Origin of the sequence: Peribacillus sp. S4 (genome assembly GCF_046715815.1) — a bacterium.
GTDB lineage: Bacteria > Bacillota > Bacilli > Bacillales > DSM-1321 > Peribacillus > Peribacillus frigoritolerans.
This window is the reverse complement of sequence record NZ_CP175708.1, coordinates 3,825,776-3,841,724: the sequence shown is the minus strand read 5'-3', so window position 1 is coordinate 3,841,724 and position 15,949 is coordinate 3,825,776. Positions and strand designations below refer to the sequence as shown.

The window sequence follows — 15,949 nt, the reverse complement described above, 5'->3', positions numbered from 1 at the left end:
AACTTTGTTTTAGGAAGATGGTTGGATGAGAATATTACACATTTGTAGTTATTATATAGGTAATAAGTTATATATGAATTTAATAAAACAGTTATCATTTAAGGGAATAAACCAGGAAGTGTTTATTCCTGTAAAAGATAAAAATTACATTGGGAAAAATCAGTTACCTCAGGGATATAATACAGTTAATTATTGTTATAGAAATATCTTAAAAAAGTATGATAGGTTTCTTTTATACAATAAAGTTAATAAGCAAATGAAAGAAATAGAAAAATCTCTATTAATTAATCGAGAAATTGATTTTGTTCACGCACATACTCTATTTAGTGATGGAGGAACAGCATATAAACTTTATAAAAAGTATGGAATTAACTATATTGTAAACGTAAGAAACACTGATATTAATGTTTTTTATAAATACGGTTTACATTTAAGACCTTTTATACAAAAAGTATTATTAAATGCTCGTGCTGTTGTTTTTATTTCACATGCATATAAAGAAAAAATGCTTACTTTATTGCCATCTAATGTTGTTTCAAAAATCCAGAGTAAATGTTATGTAATTCCTAATGGAATAGATGATCATTGGCATGAAAATGCAGTTACAAAAAGTAAAAAGGGAAATTTAAATGATATAAATTTATTGTTTATTGGTTCAATTGATAAAAATAAAAATTTGTCAACAGTTATTTCTGCTTGCAGTAAACTTCAAAAAGAAGGATATAAAGTTTCCTTAAATGTGATTGGTAGCGGGCCGCTTGAAGATGAGTGCAGACAACTAAATAAAAAATTAGGAATAGAAAAAGATATAATATTTCATGGCTATTTACAGAGTAAAGAACATATCTCATCAATAATGGATAAATGTGATATTTTTGTAATGCCATCATTTATAGAAACATTTGGGTTGGTTTATATTGAGGCAATGTCTAGTGGGTTACCTGTAATATATTCAAAAGGTCAAGGTATAGATGGTTTTTTTAATGAAGGTGAAGTTGGTTTTTCTGTTGACCCTAATAATCATGAATCGATAGTAGAATCCATAGAAAAGATAATGATGCGATATAATGAAATATCAGTTAATTGTTATAAAAATTCACGTGAATTTAACTGGGATGATATTTCAAAGAAGTATCTGGACTTTTACACATACTAGCATTTTGTGAATTATTCCTTATTATTAATTTGCTGAAGTAAATAAGTTTAAGGATTTACTTATTTGTCCTATTTAAGGTGTTTTTAAGAAGCAGTAACCAATTCAAGTTTTAGACTTTTTTAGACCGGATTAAGGTAAAATTGACCTGAGTTACAACAAAACTAACATTTTAAGTATGTATGTAATTAATGAGTAAAGATGATATACCTTGAAAATTTTATGTAAGAGTAATTGAGATTATATGTTTTATAGAAGACCTTGATGTTCCAACACACTCCATAGATTTCTTCTAGCATTTGTTTAGTAAGTGTATAATGCGCGGAGAACTTTCAACCATTGACTCTTGTCATTGTAATTTTTCACCAAAAAAATCGACTTTGATTCCAGTTGCTGTAGTGGTTTGAATGGAGTGTGAATTTCCTATATTGTGTCAATGATTTCGAGATATCTATACAAAATGAAAGCTGTTTAAAGATGAAGTAGAGCTTCATATAGATTACTTTTATCCAGTTCTTAATGTGAGAGAATTATTGTCAGCAATTGTATATAGTTATATGGAGAAAGATTATGAAATATTATAATTGAAGAATATACAAGAATTTATTAAAAACTTTTGGAGATTGAGCTATGGAAAAAAAAATTAAGAGTTTGTGTATAATAACTGCTGGATATCCTTCAGAGGATAATCCTGTGTATACCTTTGTTGATCAACTTGTATGTGAATTTGCAGATAATGAAATTGATTGTGTCGTTATTTCTCCCTCAAGTATTTCTAAACGTATAGTGAGAAACCTTAACAAAACCTCTAGAGTAAGTATAAGAGAAACCAAAAAAGGTAATAAAATAAGAGTATATCGACCTAGGTTTTTGTCTTTCTCACATAAATTCCTTAACCTAAATACAGCACTATTCACTTATATAAACTTTAAAAGATGTGTGATGAAAGAAATAAGAAAACAAAAAATAACACCTGATGGTATATATGGACATTTTATTTTACCATCAGGAATGTGTGCTGCCGAAATAGGTGAAAAATTATGTGTTCCTTCATTTTTAGCTTATGGTGAGAGTTCTCCTGAGAATTTTAAGTATGTTAAAAAAAATACTATTAAAAAAAATTTATCAAAGCTGAATGGTGTTATTTCCGTATCTAGTGAGAATAAGAGAGAATTGCTTGATTTAAATCTAATTAAAAAATCAGATGACATAGCAGTCTTTCCTAATGGAATTGATAATAAAAAGTTTTACCAAATAGATAGAAATGCCGCGAGGGAAAAGCTAAATATGCCCAAAGATGCTTTTATTATAGCTTTTGTTGGTAGTTTTATAGAAAGAAAAGGAGTTAATTTACTTTCGAAAGCTTTAAATGATTTAGATGATATATACTCTATATTTATTGGTAATGGACATAATGAACCTAATTGTAAAAATATTTTATTTAAAGGAAAAGTCCCTAATGAAAATCTATATCTTTATTTGAATGCTGCAGATGTTTTTGTATTACCTACACAGGCCGAAGGTTGCTGTAATGCGATAATTGAAGCTATGGCATGCGGGTTGCCAATTATTTCTTCTGACCAACCATTTAATGATGATATCCTTAATAATGAAAACTCAATTAGATTAGATGTTAAAGATGAGGAAGCAATAAAAAAAGCAATTATTTCATTAAAAGATAATCAAGAATTACGCAAAAAGATGTCTGAGGCCTCTCTTGTCAAAGCATCAGATTTAAATATTAAGCAAAGAGCAAAAAATATTATTGAATATATGGAATCTACAAAATAAATGTTAGTACTTGTAATGAAATTAAGTATTCAAAATTCTTATAAATTATTACTATTGTTTCTTATTACCAGCAGAGGAGTATTATCATGGTAAAGGCTAAACACTCAAATGAAAAAAAAATAAATAGATCAATTATTATAAAGTGTTCAGCAATTGCAGTATTAATCCTTTTGGGGATAAATATTCCTTATTTAAATGTTGTTGCCTTGCTATTAGCATGTTTGTTTATTTTTTTTGGATCAGTAACTGAAATCCTTGGTATATTGTTATTTACATTGTCTTTTTCTCCTATATTTAAACTACAACCTGGAGGAATTACTTTTTTTAATTTTTTAATTTTAGCAGCAATACTTAAATTATTGTTTAATAACCGAAGTCTAAAATTCTCATACAAAGAATTAATAATAATAATTGTATTTACATGTTATGCCCTTACTTTTGGCGGTATGGATGCAATGGTGAGAGCGATAAATTTGGTTATGTATTTTGTATTAATGCTACTTGTTTTCAAACAAAATAAAATAATAGAATTGCGAAGTATATTGTTGTTTTTTTCAGTAGGTATTATCCTGGCATCAGTAACCGGTCTGTTCAGCGATTATATTCCCGGGCTTTCATCTTTTATGAATCAAACGAAATTAAAACTCGAACCAGGAGAATATGTTATAAGATTCAGTGGAATTCAATCAAACCCCAATTTTTTCACCATGGACATAAGTATAGCTTTAGCTGGGTGGTTTGGGTTGGTTGTGAGCGGACGTGCAAAACCATTTGATTATATATTAATTATTATGTTATCTGTCTTTGGAATAATGTCTCTCAGTAAGTCGTTCTTGGTGATTTATTTAGTATTGTTGTTATTGGTGTTAATAATATTTGCAAAGCAAAGCATTAGAGGTTTAATTAAGGGAGTATTTATTGTCGCAATAGTTATTGTCGGGATATATATTTTTGTGGATAAGGAATATATTAACGCATTCTTAAGCAGATTGTTAGAAGATAATAGTTCTAATGCGTCCCTATCTAGTGTTACTACTGGACGTTATGATATATGGATGAGCTATATAGGTTATATATTTTCTGATATTAAGGTTCTTTTGTTTGGAGAGGGAATCGGCGCAGAGTACTATGCGTCTAAAGCATCTCATAATTATTTTATTGAAACTATTTATTATCTTGGTGCTATAGGGTCAATTATATATCTTATATGTATTATTAATGTTTTTCCTAAACGTAATTTATCAGTTAAACGAAGTTTAGTAAATTATTTACCAGTTATAATGCTAATGGTAAGAGGAACAGCTATAAATTTAATATTTAGAGAAAATCTGTTTTTTTATTTTATTATTATAGCAGTAATTTTAAATACAAATTTAAATATTAAAGATAGATTAAAATTTGTTTCAAAAAAAAACAATTCTTGAATTAATATCGATAAAGTGGAGTTAGTATAGTTTAATGGTCAAAAGTCCTTACAATAATTATTGAGAGATATGTACGTCGTGGAACGTAAGAATTCATGTGAAAAATCTAATAGTAATTTCAAGAAGACTATTGTAGATCTATATCATTCAGGTAATTCGGAGAATTAAGCGGCGACTATGGCCTATCAGAGACGATTAATAATCCTAAGCAGGACATAACTGGATTTTATCTTGTGACCATATTTGATTGATTTTATAAATAACATATATTAGGGAATACGAAGTTTAAGATAGATATGAACGATTTTCTTTAATATATGATTAATTAAAAAGGAAGTTTATCTTAATAATTTCCAAGAGTAAAAGATACTTCAACCTCATAATTGAGTACTATTAGTATAAATTTCTTAAGGGAGAAAATTGTATGAAAGAAAAGGAATTTAAACTAAAAGTAGCAAAGGCAACTAAATGGTCAACTATAACAGAAATATCTGCTAAATTAGTTGCTCCTGTTTCTAATATGATTTTAGCTAGGATACTTGCACCTGAAGCTTTTGGTGTAGTAGCAACTGTTACAATGATTATTAGTTTTGTTGAGATGTTTACTGATGCAGGATTCCAGAAATATCTTGTACAGCATGAATTTAAGGATGAAGATGAAAAGTATAAAAGTGCTAATGTAGCATTTTGGACCAACTTTAGTATATCAATTTTTTTATTTGGAATTATAGCTTACTTTTCTGAATCAATTTCAGTATTAGTTGGAAGTCCAGGTTTAGGAAATCTGATTACGATAGCATGTGTTCAGTTGCCAATTACAGCATTTTCTAGTATTCAAATGGCATTATATAAGAGAGAATTTGACTTTGCAACTCTTTTTTTTGTTCGAATGATATCAATTTTAATTCCATTAGTATTAACAATCCCTTTAGCTTTATTAGGTCTTAGTTATTGGGCCCTAATAATTGGTTCAATATTTACGTATCTTTCTAATGCAATTATCTTGACAATTAAGTCTACATGGAAACCCGAATTTTATTTTGATATTGGTGTTTTAAAAAAAATGCTAGATTTTAGTATTTGGTCTTTAATAGAGGCAATATCAATTTGGTTTACAGTTTGGATTGATGCATTTATTATTGGATTTTATCTAAATCAATATTTTCTAGGACTATTTAAGACATCCACAACAATGGTAAATTCAATTATGGGCCTTATAACTGCATCTATTATACCTGTTTTTTTTGTAACACTGTCTCGCTTGCAAAATGACAATATTAGTTTTAAACAGATGTTTTATAAATTTCAGAGAACAGCTTCGATTTTTATATTTCCTTTTGGGATTGGAATATTTCTCTATAGTGATTTAGTTACAACTATATTATTAGGTAATCAGTGGGAAGAAGCTAGTGTGTTAATTGGTATTTGGGCATTAACAAGTGCAGTAAAGATAGTTTTTTGTAATTTTTCGAGTGAAGTATATAGAGCAAAGGGGAGACCTAAATTATCATTTTTAGCTCAAATTTTATATTTAGTTGTCTTGGTTCCAACTATAATTGTTAGTGCTAAAATAGGATTTTTGACATTAATATATGCTAGGTCATTAATTCAGTTTTATTTTGTATTAATTCATTTTATACTAATGAAATTTGCCATGGGATTTCCTATAGTAAAAACATTAAAGAACCTAATTCCTACAGCAATTTCAGTTATGATAATGGGTATTTTTGGTGTGACAATTCAAAGATTAAATGATGGAATAATTTGGAGTATTATTACAATTATTTTATGTGCCTTTTTTTACTTTATCGTTCTATGTCTTTTCCCAATTATACGGAGGGATATGAAAGATTTAAAGAATAGGATTAGATCAAGTAATATTTGAAAATTAGGTAATTAAATAGATGTGTTACGTATCCTAGTATACGCATTTGGTGTTTATACTCTAAAGAATTGTCGAGTTTTATTGAAATAGAAATTTATATTTTAACTGCCCTTTACTTGCATTCAGTGCTAAACTATATTATTTCATATAATATAAGTCGGAATGTTCGGTTTTTAAATGATAGTTTTAAATTTATAACTTTGGTTTAATTTATACAAATACAAGAAGCAAAGGAAGTCGTAACTATGTACAAAATAGCAGTAGCAGGAACAGGGTATGTTGGCTTAGTAGCAGGTGTAGGTTTTGCTGAAGTTGGGCATCAAGTGACCTGTGTTGATATTGATGAAAAAAAAGTGAACATCATGAAGTCTGGTGTTTCTCCTATCTATGAAGCCGATTTGGAAGAATTGATGCAGAAGAATTATGCTGCCGGAAGAATTGATTATACAACTGATTATAAATCTGCCTACAAGGATGCTGATGCGATCTTTATAGGTGTGGGGACTCCAGAGCAACCGGACGGTTCTGCGAATCTTTCATATATCGCAACTGTTGCAAAGCAAATTGCTGAATCGGTAGAAAAAGACTGTCTTGTTGTTGTAAAATCAACAGTTCCAATTGGAACGAATGATAAAGTGGAGCAGTTTATTCAAGACTTTTTAGTTAATGATGTAAAAGTAGAAGTTGTATCGAACCCAGAATTCTTGGCACAAGGTTCTGCTGTCCATGATACGCTACATGCCGAACGGATTATTATCGGAACAGAAAGTAAATGGGCTGAAGAACGGATGCAGAATATTTATGAGCCATTTCATTTACCTGTAGTTTCAGTTAACAGAAGATCAGCAGAAATGATTAAGTATGCCTCCAATGATTTTCTTGCCCTTAAAATCTCTTATATGAATGATATTGCCAATCTTTGTGAACTTGTCGGTGCGGATGTTCAAGATGTTGCTAGAGGAATGAGCTTCGATAATCGTATTGGAAGCAAGTTTTTAAATGCAGGAATTGGTTATGGCGGTTCATGTTTTCCAAAGGATACTAAAGCATTGGAGTATCTGGCAAGACAAAACGGTTATGAGCTTAAAACAGTTAAAGCTGCCATTGATGTGAACAAAAACCAAAAGACGATGCTATATAAAAAAGCTAGTAAAAGACTCATTACTTTTAACGGTCTTAAAGTAGCGGTACTAGGGTTGACTTTTAAACCTGGTACTGACGATTTAAGAGAAGCAGCATCTCTTGAGAATGTTCCTTTATTATTAGAGCAAGGTGCTGATATTTATGCGTATGATCCTGTTGGTGCAGAGAACTTTGCTAGAGTGCATCCAGAAGGGAAGACTGATAAAGGCAGTATTACTTATGTTTCAAATATTAAACATGCTTTAGAAGGGGCAAATGTCTGCTTTATCTTTACTGAATGGGGAGAAGTGAAAGCAGTAACGCCTGAGATGTATAAGAAGTTAATGAGAACACCTTTGGTATATGATGGAAGGAATATATATCGTGTTGAAGAGATGCAAGAAGCAGGGGTAGAATATCATTCTATCGGAAGAAAACCTACAACTAGAGAAGGTAAAAAGGAGGCGGAAAACCGTGGATTACAAATCCCAAGATCTTAATAAAACATATCTTATCACAGGGGCAGCAGGTTTCATTGGATTTTTCTTATCTAGGAAACTACTGGAACAGGGCTGTAGAGTAATCGGTGTTGATAATATAAATGATTATTATGACGTGAATCTTAAATATACTCGTTTGGGGCAACTGGAACCTTATGATAAATTTACCTTTATTAAAGGGGATATTTCAGATAAGAACATGATCACAAGTATCTTTGAAGAGCACAAGCCTAATATTGTGATAAATCTAGCTGCTCAAGCCGGAGTGCGATACTCAATAGAGAATCCAGATGTATATATTCAAAGCAATATCATAGGTTTTTACAATATCCTCGAAGCATGCAGACACAATCCAGTAGATCACCTTGTATATGCATCATCAAGCTCTGTTTATGGAGCCAATAAAAAGGTTCCATTTGAAGAAACAGATTTTGTAGACAACCCTGTATCGCTTTATGCATCTACTAAGAAATCCAATGAATTGATGGCTCATACATACAGTCATTTATATAATATTCCTACTACAGGTCTTCGTTTCTTTACTGTTTATGGCCCTATGGGACGACCGGATATGGCCTATTTTGGATTTACTGATAAGTATTTTGCTAGTGAGCCAATTAAGATTTTTAATAATGGTGATTTTGAAAATGACTTATATAGGGATTTCACCTACATTGATGACATTGTGGAAGGGATTGAGCGTCTTCTTTCCAATCCTTCAGTTGGAGATAATAAGGTTCCTCACAAAGTATTTAACATTGGAAACAACAATCCTGAAAAATTGATGGTATTCATTGAAACTTTGGAGAAATGTTTGAGTAATGCTCTAGGTAGAGAAGTACAATTTGAAAAGGTTTTCGAGTCGATCAAGCCAGGAGATGTACCTGCCACTTATGCCTCAACTGAATTATTGCAGAAGGCTGTGGGTTTTAAACCAGAGACTTCGATAGCAGAAGGCTTACAGAATTTCGCAAATTGGTATGTGGAGTATTATAGGTTATAAGTAAAACGACTATAAGAAGCTTAGTATTGTTAGAGTGAGGTGGCGTATGGACTGAATGAAAAATATCTTTGAATTTTGTTGCCTGTCACTACTAGAAATTTCTCGAAAGATTAATAGAGACAGAGAGTCATTGAAAAAATGCTCTTTGTCTTTTTTGTATTTTGCTTTCATAATATGAAGCCGTGTTTAACTGGATATTATATTGTAAGAGTGTAGATTGTTAATTTAAAAGTAAGGAAATTCTTACTGTAGAAAGGGGGATATTTTTAAAACACTCTTGTTTTAAGAGAATCTGAAGCCAGACAGGAGAGCTCTATGATAAAACCACTTAAAAGTGATGCAAAATTAGATTATCAAAAACATTACTATTTACCTAATTTATTAGTGCAATAATAATTCTAAAAGTGTATAATATGTTTTAATATGGAAAAAAGCAGTATAGAAAATCATTAAAGCTGTTTATATTAAATACTTCTCTCATTGAATACGCCTAAATGGGTTTTGAAAAAGGGTCAAAAAACATTGCAGAGTGAAGTTATAATTCATTTAGTAATTTCTTTTTTTATTTTTGTACAGAATCCTTAAGCTTAATAATTTGTTGTAAATCTCTAGTCATACCTAAAATCAGTTTACTTTATCCATTGACCAATTAGTTTATTATATCTATATCTTTTAAAAAAGTTATATATATCGTCCATTCAAAATTGCTTTATACACTATTAGCAAATTATTCAACATATTGAAACTCTTACGCTTCAAATCCTACCCTTTACTGGGAAACCACTAACTTTAATGCCAATTTAATTTTTTGATAATTCATTTTTTTTATTATTCTCTATCATATAGGACAGATTATTTTTTGTGCCAAGGGATTTCTTGACAATCTTAAAAACAAAGGATGAGTTGTTCTTTATATAGGCTATGTGGCAGTCTTTTTATATATTATGTTTAAGATGGTACAACTAAGTAAGGAGGATGGGGTTATGGGGGAAATTCAGAATATTGACTTGTCTTATATACCAAAGGAATTAAGGTTATTACTTCAAATTATTAATATGAAAAATAAAGAAGGTACAGATCCAATAAATAATAAAAATTTTATAGATATTGATTGGGAGTTATTCTTGCAGTTGGCAATGCACCATCGAATTTATCCACTAGTTTATTCAAAGTTAAATAAGATAGATGTAGAATTAATTCCCTTATATGTTATTCAAGCCTTGTCTCAAGAGTACAAAGAAAATACGTTTCAAATGCTTCATTTAAGTGGGGAAATGGAACGATTAAGTAAATTATTTACTGAAAATAATATTCGTCTCCTTTTTTTAAAAGGTCCGGCAATTGCCGCTGACATTTATGGGGATATTTCCTTGAGAACTTCTAAAGACTTAGATATTCTTATTCCTATAACTGATTTAAAAAAGGCTGAATTGCTTTTATTTAATTGTGGATATGAAAAAGAGGGAGTTTCATCCACTTCAACAATAAGGAAATGGGGGAGTCACCACGTATCATATTATCATTCTCAAAAGAAAATCCAGATTGAAATTCATTGGAGACTCTATCGTCCCCCTGCAAAAGAGCCAAGCTTTGATGAATTGTGGAAAAGGAAAAGGGTTAGTTTTCTAACAAGTTATCCCGTTTATTTTTTTGGTGAGGATGATTTGTTTTTATATCTTGTTACTCATGGTGCCAAACATGGGTGGTTTCGTCTTCGATGGCTAGCTGATGTTGATCAAATCATTAGAAAAAGAAATTTTACAAAAGGAGATTACTCATTACTAAAAAAATACCAACATTCTTACTTAATAGGACAAGCACTTATATTATCTTCTCAACTATTTGAAACTCCAATTCATGAAGGAATCCTACCATTAATAAAAGAAAAACGTTCAAGAAAACTAGCAAAATTGGCTGGATTTTATATTGTTGAAATGGGTCATATGTATATTAACCAGTCGTCAAAGGAAGCTTTAGCTAATTACAATAAGCATCACCCATTTTCACTAAAGTCGAGTCTCAAGAAGTTGTTCATTGTTAACTTTTATCAATATTCTGTAAAGACTAATATTCACAAACTTATTTTTGTTATGAAATTATTAAATCCAACTTCTGGGGATGTAAAAACATTGAGGTTACCTAAATCCCTTTATTTTTTATATTTTCCGTTGCGCCCCTTTTTAATATTCTGGAGAAAGACAAGGAAGTCCTGATTAAGATAACTCTATAGTGTTAGATTGCAAAAAGGTAAGAATTCTGCTTTCTAGCATTATGGGGTTATTTTTTCTAGACATGTATACGGGCTGTTGTTGGCTGAGGTTTGGAAAGATAAGGTTATTATAAAATTTTTTCCTGATTAATGCATGATCATAAAAAGTGTTTGAGAAAAAGAGGGATTTCAAAAATATGATGTTGTAGTGTTTGATAGTTGGAATAGTAGATTAATGCTATCAACACTGGTTTACTTTTGGTTTATAGGTAGACTCATCAATTATTATGAGGATATGATTTGGTATAGGACCGGAAAATCCTTGCTAAGTTAGAAAGTTTTCGTCCTACTTATTACGTACTATTATAGATTTAAATATGGAAAAATATTATTGACATAGGCTTAAATAGATGGTAATTTTAGCTTATGTAATTCGTTATAAAGAACAAATTGTTCGTAAAAAAGGTTAAAATGACAGGTGTATTTCTTAAAAAGGACAAACCAGGGGAAATATGAATACAAAAACAATTAATAAGTATAAAAGTAACTAGTATTAATATTTGATTCTTTAGTTTTTTAAATCGTGGATTTAAAAATGGAATTTATTAAAGGAAGATACAGATAATACATGGTTTATTAAGAAAGGATGAAAATAAATGCCACTTTTACATATGAAAGAAATATGGACACCCTTAAAATTAGTTGGGGTGAAATTTTATAAATCAGATGATAGAAGTGTTTTCATCAAAGTTTTTAACCATCATCGAAGGAAGCTAATGTAATTTTCATTACATAACAAAACAACAGGGGGAAAAGATGAGTGCTATAGCCGGTATTTATCATTTTAATGAAGAACCTATAAATCTTCAACAATGCCATATTATGATGACGGCTTTACAAAAGTACCCTGCTGATTCAATCCAAATGTGGCATTCGGAAAAGGTTTTTCTCGGTTGTCATGCTCAATGGATCACGCCTGAATCTGTTGGAGAGCAGCTTCCGCTTTATGATTTTGAAAGGCGATGTACCATTAATGCTGATGCCATTATTGATAATCGTGATGAGTTATTCCAGAGGTTACAAGTTAAACTATCCAATCAAAAGGGCATGACAGATAGTGAACTGATTCTTCTTTCCTATTATAAGTGGGGTGAAGATGCCCCAAAGTTCTTGGTAGGGGACTTTGCTTTTGTCATTTGGGATGAAAAGAAACATAAGCTGTTTGGTGCAAGGGATTTTTCAGGAAGCAGAACCCTTTATTATCATCAAAACTCTCAGAAATTTGCCTTTTGCACGACTATGGATCCGCTTTTATCATTACCTTTTATTGAAAAAAAGTTGAATGAGCAGTGGCTTGCTGAGTATTTGGCTGTATCAGGAATGATTGATGCAGTAGATTCATCATTAACGCCGTATACAACGATAAATCAAATACCACCATCCCATAGCTTAACAATAGAGAATAATAGGGTTACTTTAAAACGATATTCCTATTTAACTCAGAGTGATAAGTTAAAACTTAAATCTAATGAAGATTACATCGAAGCATTCCAAAGTGTCTTCCAGGAAGCAGTTACATCTAGATTAAGGGCACATCGGAAGGTTGGCGCCCAGTTGAGTGGTGGGTTGGATTCCGGAGCTGTTGTTGGCTTTGCTGTGAATCAATTGCAGCGGGAAAGCACTGCATTACATACATATAGTTATATTCCTCCCGAAGATTTTAAAGATTTTACTCCTAAATACTTATTGGCTGACGAACGCCCTTTCATCAAATCGACGGTGGGACATGTTGGCGGCATTATTGATAATTATTGTGACTTTAAGGGCAAAGACTCCTATTCTGAAATGGAAGACTTCCTTGACATCATGGAAATGCCATATAAGTTTTTTGAAAATTCTTTCTGGTTGAAAGGAATGTTTGAAGAAGCTCATGAGGATGACATTGGTGTTTTGCTGAATGGAGATAGAGGGAACTTTTCAATTTCCTGGGGATTCCCCTTAGAGTATTACTCCCTCCTATTAAAAAGATTAAAGTGGGTTCGCCTTTATCAAGAGTTGGAACAATATAGGAGAAATGTTGGCGGATCTAGATTGAGAAGGGCGAAAACTATTGCAAGAATCGGCTTTCCAATCATTGATCGGCTCTTTCCGGAAGGTGCTCCATATAAAATCCCTTCCTTAATCAATCCAGGATTTGCAGAAGAAATAGGCGTATATGACAAATTTAAAGAATTCGGCATGGATGAAACAGGCTGGTATTCAAATTCTGATATTTTTAATGAAAGAAAAAAGCACTTTGAGGATATCTTTCAGTGGAATGCAGGGAATACGCTTTCCACAAAGCTCTCCTTAAGATACAAGATGTGGAAGCGAGATCCGACCAATGATATCCGTGTCATTCGCTTTTGTTTATCACTCCCGGAAGATCAATATGTACAGAATGGGATGGATCGTGCCCTGATTAGAAATGCAACAGTGAATGTCTTACCCGATAAGGTACGGCTAAACCAACGGTACAGAGGTGTCCAAGGTGCTGATTGGGTTCACAGAATGCTGCCTAAATGGGGTGAATTCATAGAGGAGATTGAGCAGCTGAGCACAGATGATAATGCTCTGGAATTCCTGGATGGTCAAGCAATCAAGAATGCTTTAGGAACGATTAGAAAAGGAACGAGTCCCGAACTTGCTACAAATCCTGACCATAAATTCCTAATGCGGAGTTTAATCGTGTATCGATTTTTAAGACGATTCAATTAAAAGGAGGTGAATACTATGAAAAAGGAATGGAAAAAACCAGAATTGGAAGTTCTTGATGTTAATCAAACAATGCTTGGAACAGATGGTGATTACACAGATGCTGCATTTCCAGCAGGCACACCTAAAGGTGATATAACTTTTAGTTAAGCTTTTTACGCTACCAAGTCTGTTAGGATTCCCCTAAGCCCCTATTTATCCAGATAATAGGGGTATGACTTATACATTAGAACTAGTCTAATTAAGAGACGTTATTTATGTGCGGGGGTATTTATATGATCGGTATCAAAACAAGAACTGTATATGAAGCGTATGGTTTAACTGTTACAAGTGATATAGCTTTACCTGAATTGCTTCCTATAAATATAGAGGATGATAAAGCAGATATTTTTATCAAAAAAGCTGATCTCCATGCTTTATGGTCTGAGCATTCAGTTCCTGATGATGATTTTGTCATTAAGAAAGACTGGATCATGTTTTATATTTCCAAGACGGCCATTTTTTTGATTCAAAGCGGAAATAGAATAGAATTTTGTCCAATTGATTCAGCACAAGAGGATGAGATTCGTCTTTATATCCTCGGAACATGCATGGGAGCCATTTTGATGCAAAGAAAAATCCTTCCTATACACGGGAGTGCGGTAGCCATAGATGGAAAGGCATATGCAATCGTTGGTGATTCTGGCGCTGGGAAATCCACTCTTGCTTCAGCTTTTTTAAAAAGGGGCTATAAGCTCATGAGTGATGATGTTATACCAGTAACGCTAAATAATGAAAATATACCAATTGTAACACCCTCATACCCACAACAAAAATTATGGCTGGAAAGCTTAAATCATTTTGAAATGGATTCAAATCACTATCAGCCACTCATTGTTAGAGAAGATAAATTCGCTGTTCCTGTTCAAGATCAGTTTATTACCGAACAACTCCCGCTTGCTGGTGTATTTGAATTGATCAAGGGAGAGAATGACGAGATAGATATTAATCCTATACCATCTCTTCAAAGATTTTATAAATTGTATCATCATACATACCGTAATTTTTTTATCCAAAGATCTGGATTGATGGACTGGCATTTTAATACTTCAGCCAAAATGATTAAGAAAATTGAGTTTTTTCAATTACGTAGACCAACGAATCGCTTCACGGCGCCAGACTTATCGGAAATTATTTTAAAGGTATTAAAAAGGGAGGAAAGAGTTCATGATTACTAATCAACTTGATACGAAATATAGCCAAAGTCCAGGAAACATAGTAAGTGACATGGATGGGGAAAAAGTGATGTTAAGCGTTGCTAACGGTAAATATTATAATTTAGGTGAACTGGGCGGGGAAATATGGGAGTTAATGAAGGAGCCTATCACGATTCAAGAGTTAGTTACAACATTACAGTCACAATACAATGTCGACCAAACCGATTGTCAGTCACATGTCACTGACTTTTTAAGTCAATTGTTAGAACAAGGCTTAGTTAGCATCCATTCCTAGTATCATGAATCTTAGTCTAGGAGGCTAAACAATGAATATCGCAAAGAAAGCTCAGACTTTTCTTCGATTAAATTTCAAGACAAAGCTGCTGTATATCGAGGCCTTTTTACATTTAGGCAGGGCCCGTTATCTTAAAAGCATTTCCTTTTCAAAAGTTGCCCCAACACTTGGTGAACAGATGAAAGAGTCATCATATGAATTGATTGCAGCGGATAAAGAGATTTTAGCAAATGTTTCACGGGCTATAAATATTATGAGCCGCTACACCATATGGGAAAGCCAGTGTCTTGTAAAGGCAATGGCGGCTATGAAGATGCTGGAAAAACGAAAGATTGATAGCACTCTTTATTTAGGTACAGCCAAAGATGAGAATGGAGGGCTCATTGCACATGCTTGGCTTCGCAGTGGACCTTTTTATATAACGGGAGCTGAAGTGATGGATAGGTTCACTGTTGTTTCTAAGTTCTCTAAAAAGAACGAAAATGGAGTCCTGAAAGAACAAGAGTCTGGTTAATCTGATAACATTCTATTTCAACCAAATAAACCCTCCAAGGTTTATCCAGGAGTCCACGTGTCACCACCCCACCCATACTATCTTCAATGTGAATAATAGTCTT

At 32.2% G+C, this 15,949-nt stretch carries 12 protein-coding genes; all 12 read left to right on the top strand.

The window, feature by feature from the left end; all coding sequences use genetic code 11:
* Positions 1-25 precede the first annotated feature (25 nt).
* The 12 genes from ACJ9PY_RS18245 to ACJ9PY_RS18190 all read left to right on the top strand — a co-directional run bounded on the left by ACJ9PY_RS18245 (position 26) and on the right by ACJ9PY_RS18190 (position 15,846).
* Entirely contained in the window at positions 26-1,156 is a 1,131-nt protein-coding gene (locus tag ACJ9PY_RS18245) for a glycosyltransferase family 4 protein (RefSeq protein ID WP_411738687.1), read from the top strand.
* Positions 1,157-1,783: 627 nt separating this feature from the next.
* On the top strand, positions 1,784-2,944 hold the full coding sequence (locus tag ACJ9PY_RS18240) for a glycosyltransferase (RefSeq protein WP_411738686.1): 1,161 nt from the start codon (positions 1,784-1,786) through the stop codon (positions 2,942-2,944).
* Between the two features lie 86 nt (positions 2,945-3,030).
* Complete coding sequence (locus ACJ9PY_RS18235; protein ID WP_411738685.1) at positions 3,031-4,368, top strand: hypothetical protein; 1,338 nt, start codon at positions 3,031-3,033, stop codon at positions 4,366-4,368.
* A 424-nt stretch (positions 4,369-4,792) separates the two neighbouring features.
* Positions 4,793-6,253 carry a lipopolysaccharide biosynthesis protein gene (locus ACJ9PY_RS18230; protein ID WP_411738684.1) on the top strand — a complete coding sequence of 487 codons (1,461 nt, stop codon included), beginning with the start codon at positions 4,793-4,795 and terminating at the stop codon, positions 6,251-6,253.
* A 245-nt stretch (positions 6,254-6,498) separates the two neighbouring features.
* A complete protein-coding gene (locus ACJ9PY_RS18225; protein WP_411738683.1) occupies positions 6,499-7,875 on the top strand; it encodes a UDP-glucose dehydrogenase family protein in 1,377 nt (458 codons plus the stop codon).
* Positions 7,850-8,878 (top strand): GDP-mannose 4,6-dehydratase, encoded by a 1,029-nt coding sequence (locus tag ACJ9PY_RS18220; RefSeq protein WP_411738682.1) that lies wholly within the window; start codon positions 7,850-7,852, stop codon positions 8,876-8,878. The genes ACJ9PY_RS18225 and ACJ9PY_RS18220 overlap by 26 nt, the downstream gene beginning before the upstream one ends.
* A gap of 983 nt (positions 8,879-9,861) precedes the next feature.
* A complete protein-coding gene (locus ACJ9PY_RS18215; RefSeq protein WP_411738680.1) occupies positions 9,862-11,091 on the top strand; it encodes a nucleotidyltransferase family protein in 1,230 nt (409 codons plus the stop codon).
* Positions 11,092-11,903: 812 nt separating this feature from the next.
* Positions 11,904-13,844 (top strand): lasso peptide isopeptide bond-forming cyclase, encoded by a 1,941-nt coding sequence (locus ACJ9PY_RS18210; protein WP_411738679.1) that lies wholly within the window; start codon positions 11,904-11,906, stop codon positions 13,842-13,844.
* A 15-nt stretch (positions 13,845-13,859) separates the two neighbouring features.
* Positions 13,860-13,991 (top strand): paeninodin family lasso peptide, encoded by a 132-nt coding sequence (locus ACJ9PY_RS18205; protein ID WP_141489635.1) that lies wholly within the window; start codon positions 13,860-13,862, stop codon positions 13,989-13,991.
* Between the two features lie 125 nt (positions 13,992-14,116).
* Positions 14,117-15,058: an HPr kinase/phosphorylase gene (locus ACJ9PY_RS18200; RefSeq protein ID WP_411738678.1), complete on the top strand. Its 942-nt coding sequence runs from the start codon at positions 14,117-14,119 to the stop codon at positions 15,056-15,058.
* On the top strand, positions 15,048-15,332 hold the full coding sequence (locus ACJ9PY_RS18195; RefSeq protein WP_127778422.1) for a lasso peptide biosynthesis PqqD family chaperone: 285 nt from the start codon (positions 15,048-15,050) through the stop codon (positions 15,330-15,332). The genes ACJ9PY_RS18200 and ACJ9PY_RS18195 overlap by 11 nt, the downstream gene beginning before the upstream one ends.
* A 31-nt stretch (positions 15,333-15,363) precedes the next feature.
* A complete protein-coding gene (locus ACJ9PY_RS18190; RefSeq protein WP_411738677.1) occupies positions 15,364-15,846 on the top strand; it encodes a lasso peptide biosynthesis B2 protein in 483 nt (160 codons plus the stop codon).
* Positions 15,847-15,949: the final 103 nt, after the last annotated feature.

Coding starts and splice junctions, on each gene's coding strand:
- ACJ9PY_RS18230 (WP_411738684.1), top strand. CDS start 4,793: ATGAAAGAAAAGGAATTTAAACTAAAAGTAGCAAAGGCAACTAAATGG.
- ACJ9PY_RS18240 (WP_411738686.1), top strand. CDS start 1,784: ATGGAAAAAAAAATTAAGAGTTTGTGTATAATAACTGCTGGATATCCT.
- ACJ9PY_RS18205 (WP_141489635.1), top strand. CDS start 13,860: ATGAAAAAGGAATGGAAAAAACCAGAATTGGAAGTTCTTGATGTTAAT.
- ACJ9PY_RS18245 (WP_411738687.1), top strand. CDS start 26: ATGAGAATATTACACATTTGTAGTTATTATATAGGTAATAAGTTATAT.
- ACJ9PY_RS18215 (WP_411738680.1), top strand. CDS start 9,862: ATGGGGGAAATTCAGAATATTGACTTGTCTTATATACCAAAGGAATTA.
- ACJ9PY_RS18225 (WP_411738683.1), top strand. CDS start 6,499: ATGTACAAAATAGCAGTAGCAGGAACAGGGTATGTTGGCTTAGTAGCA.
- ACJ9PY_RS18195 (WP_127778422.1), top strand. CDS start 15,048: ATGATTACTAATCAACTTGATACGAAATATAGCCAAAGTCCAGGAAAC.
- ACJ9PY_RS18210 (WP_411738679.1), top strand. CDS start 11,904: ATGAGTGCTATAGCCGGTATTTATCATTTTAATGAAGAACCTATAAAT.
- ACJ9PY_RS18200 (WP_411738678.1), top strand. CDS start 14,117: ATGATCGGTATCAAAACAAGAACTGTATATGAAGCGTATGGTTTAACT.
- ACJ9PY_RS18235 (WP_411738685.1), top strand. CDS start 3,031: ATGGTAAAGGCTAAACACTCAAATGAAAAAAAAATAAATAGATCAATT.
- ACJ9PY_RS18190 (WP_411738677.1), top strand. CDS start 15,364: ATGAATATCGCAAAGAAAGCTCAGACTTTTCTTCGATTAAATTTCAAG.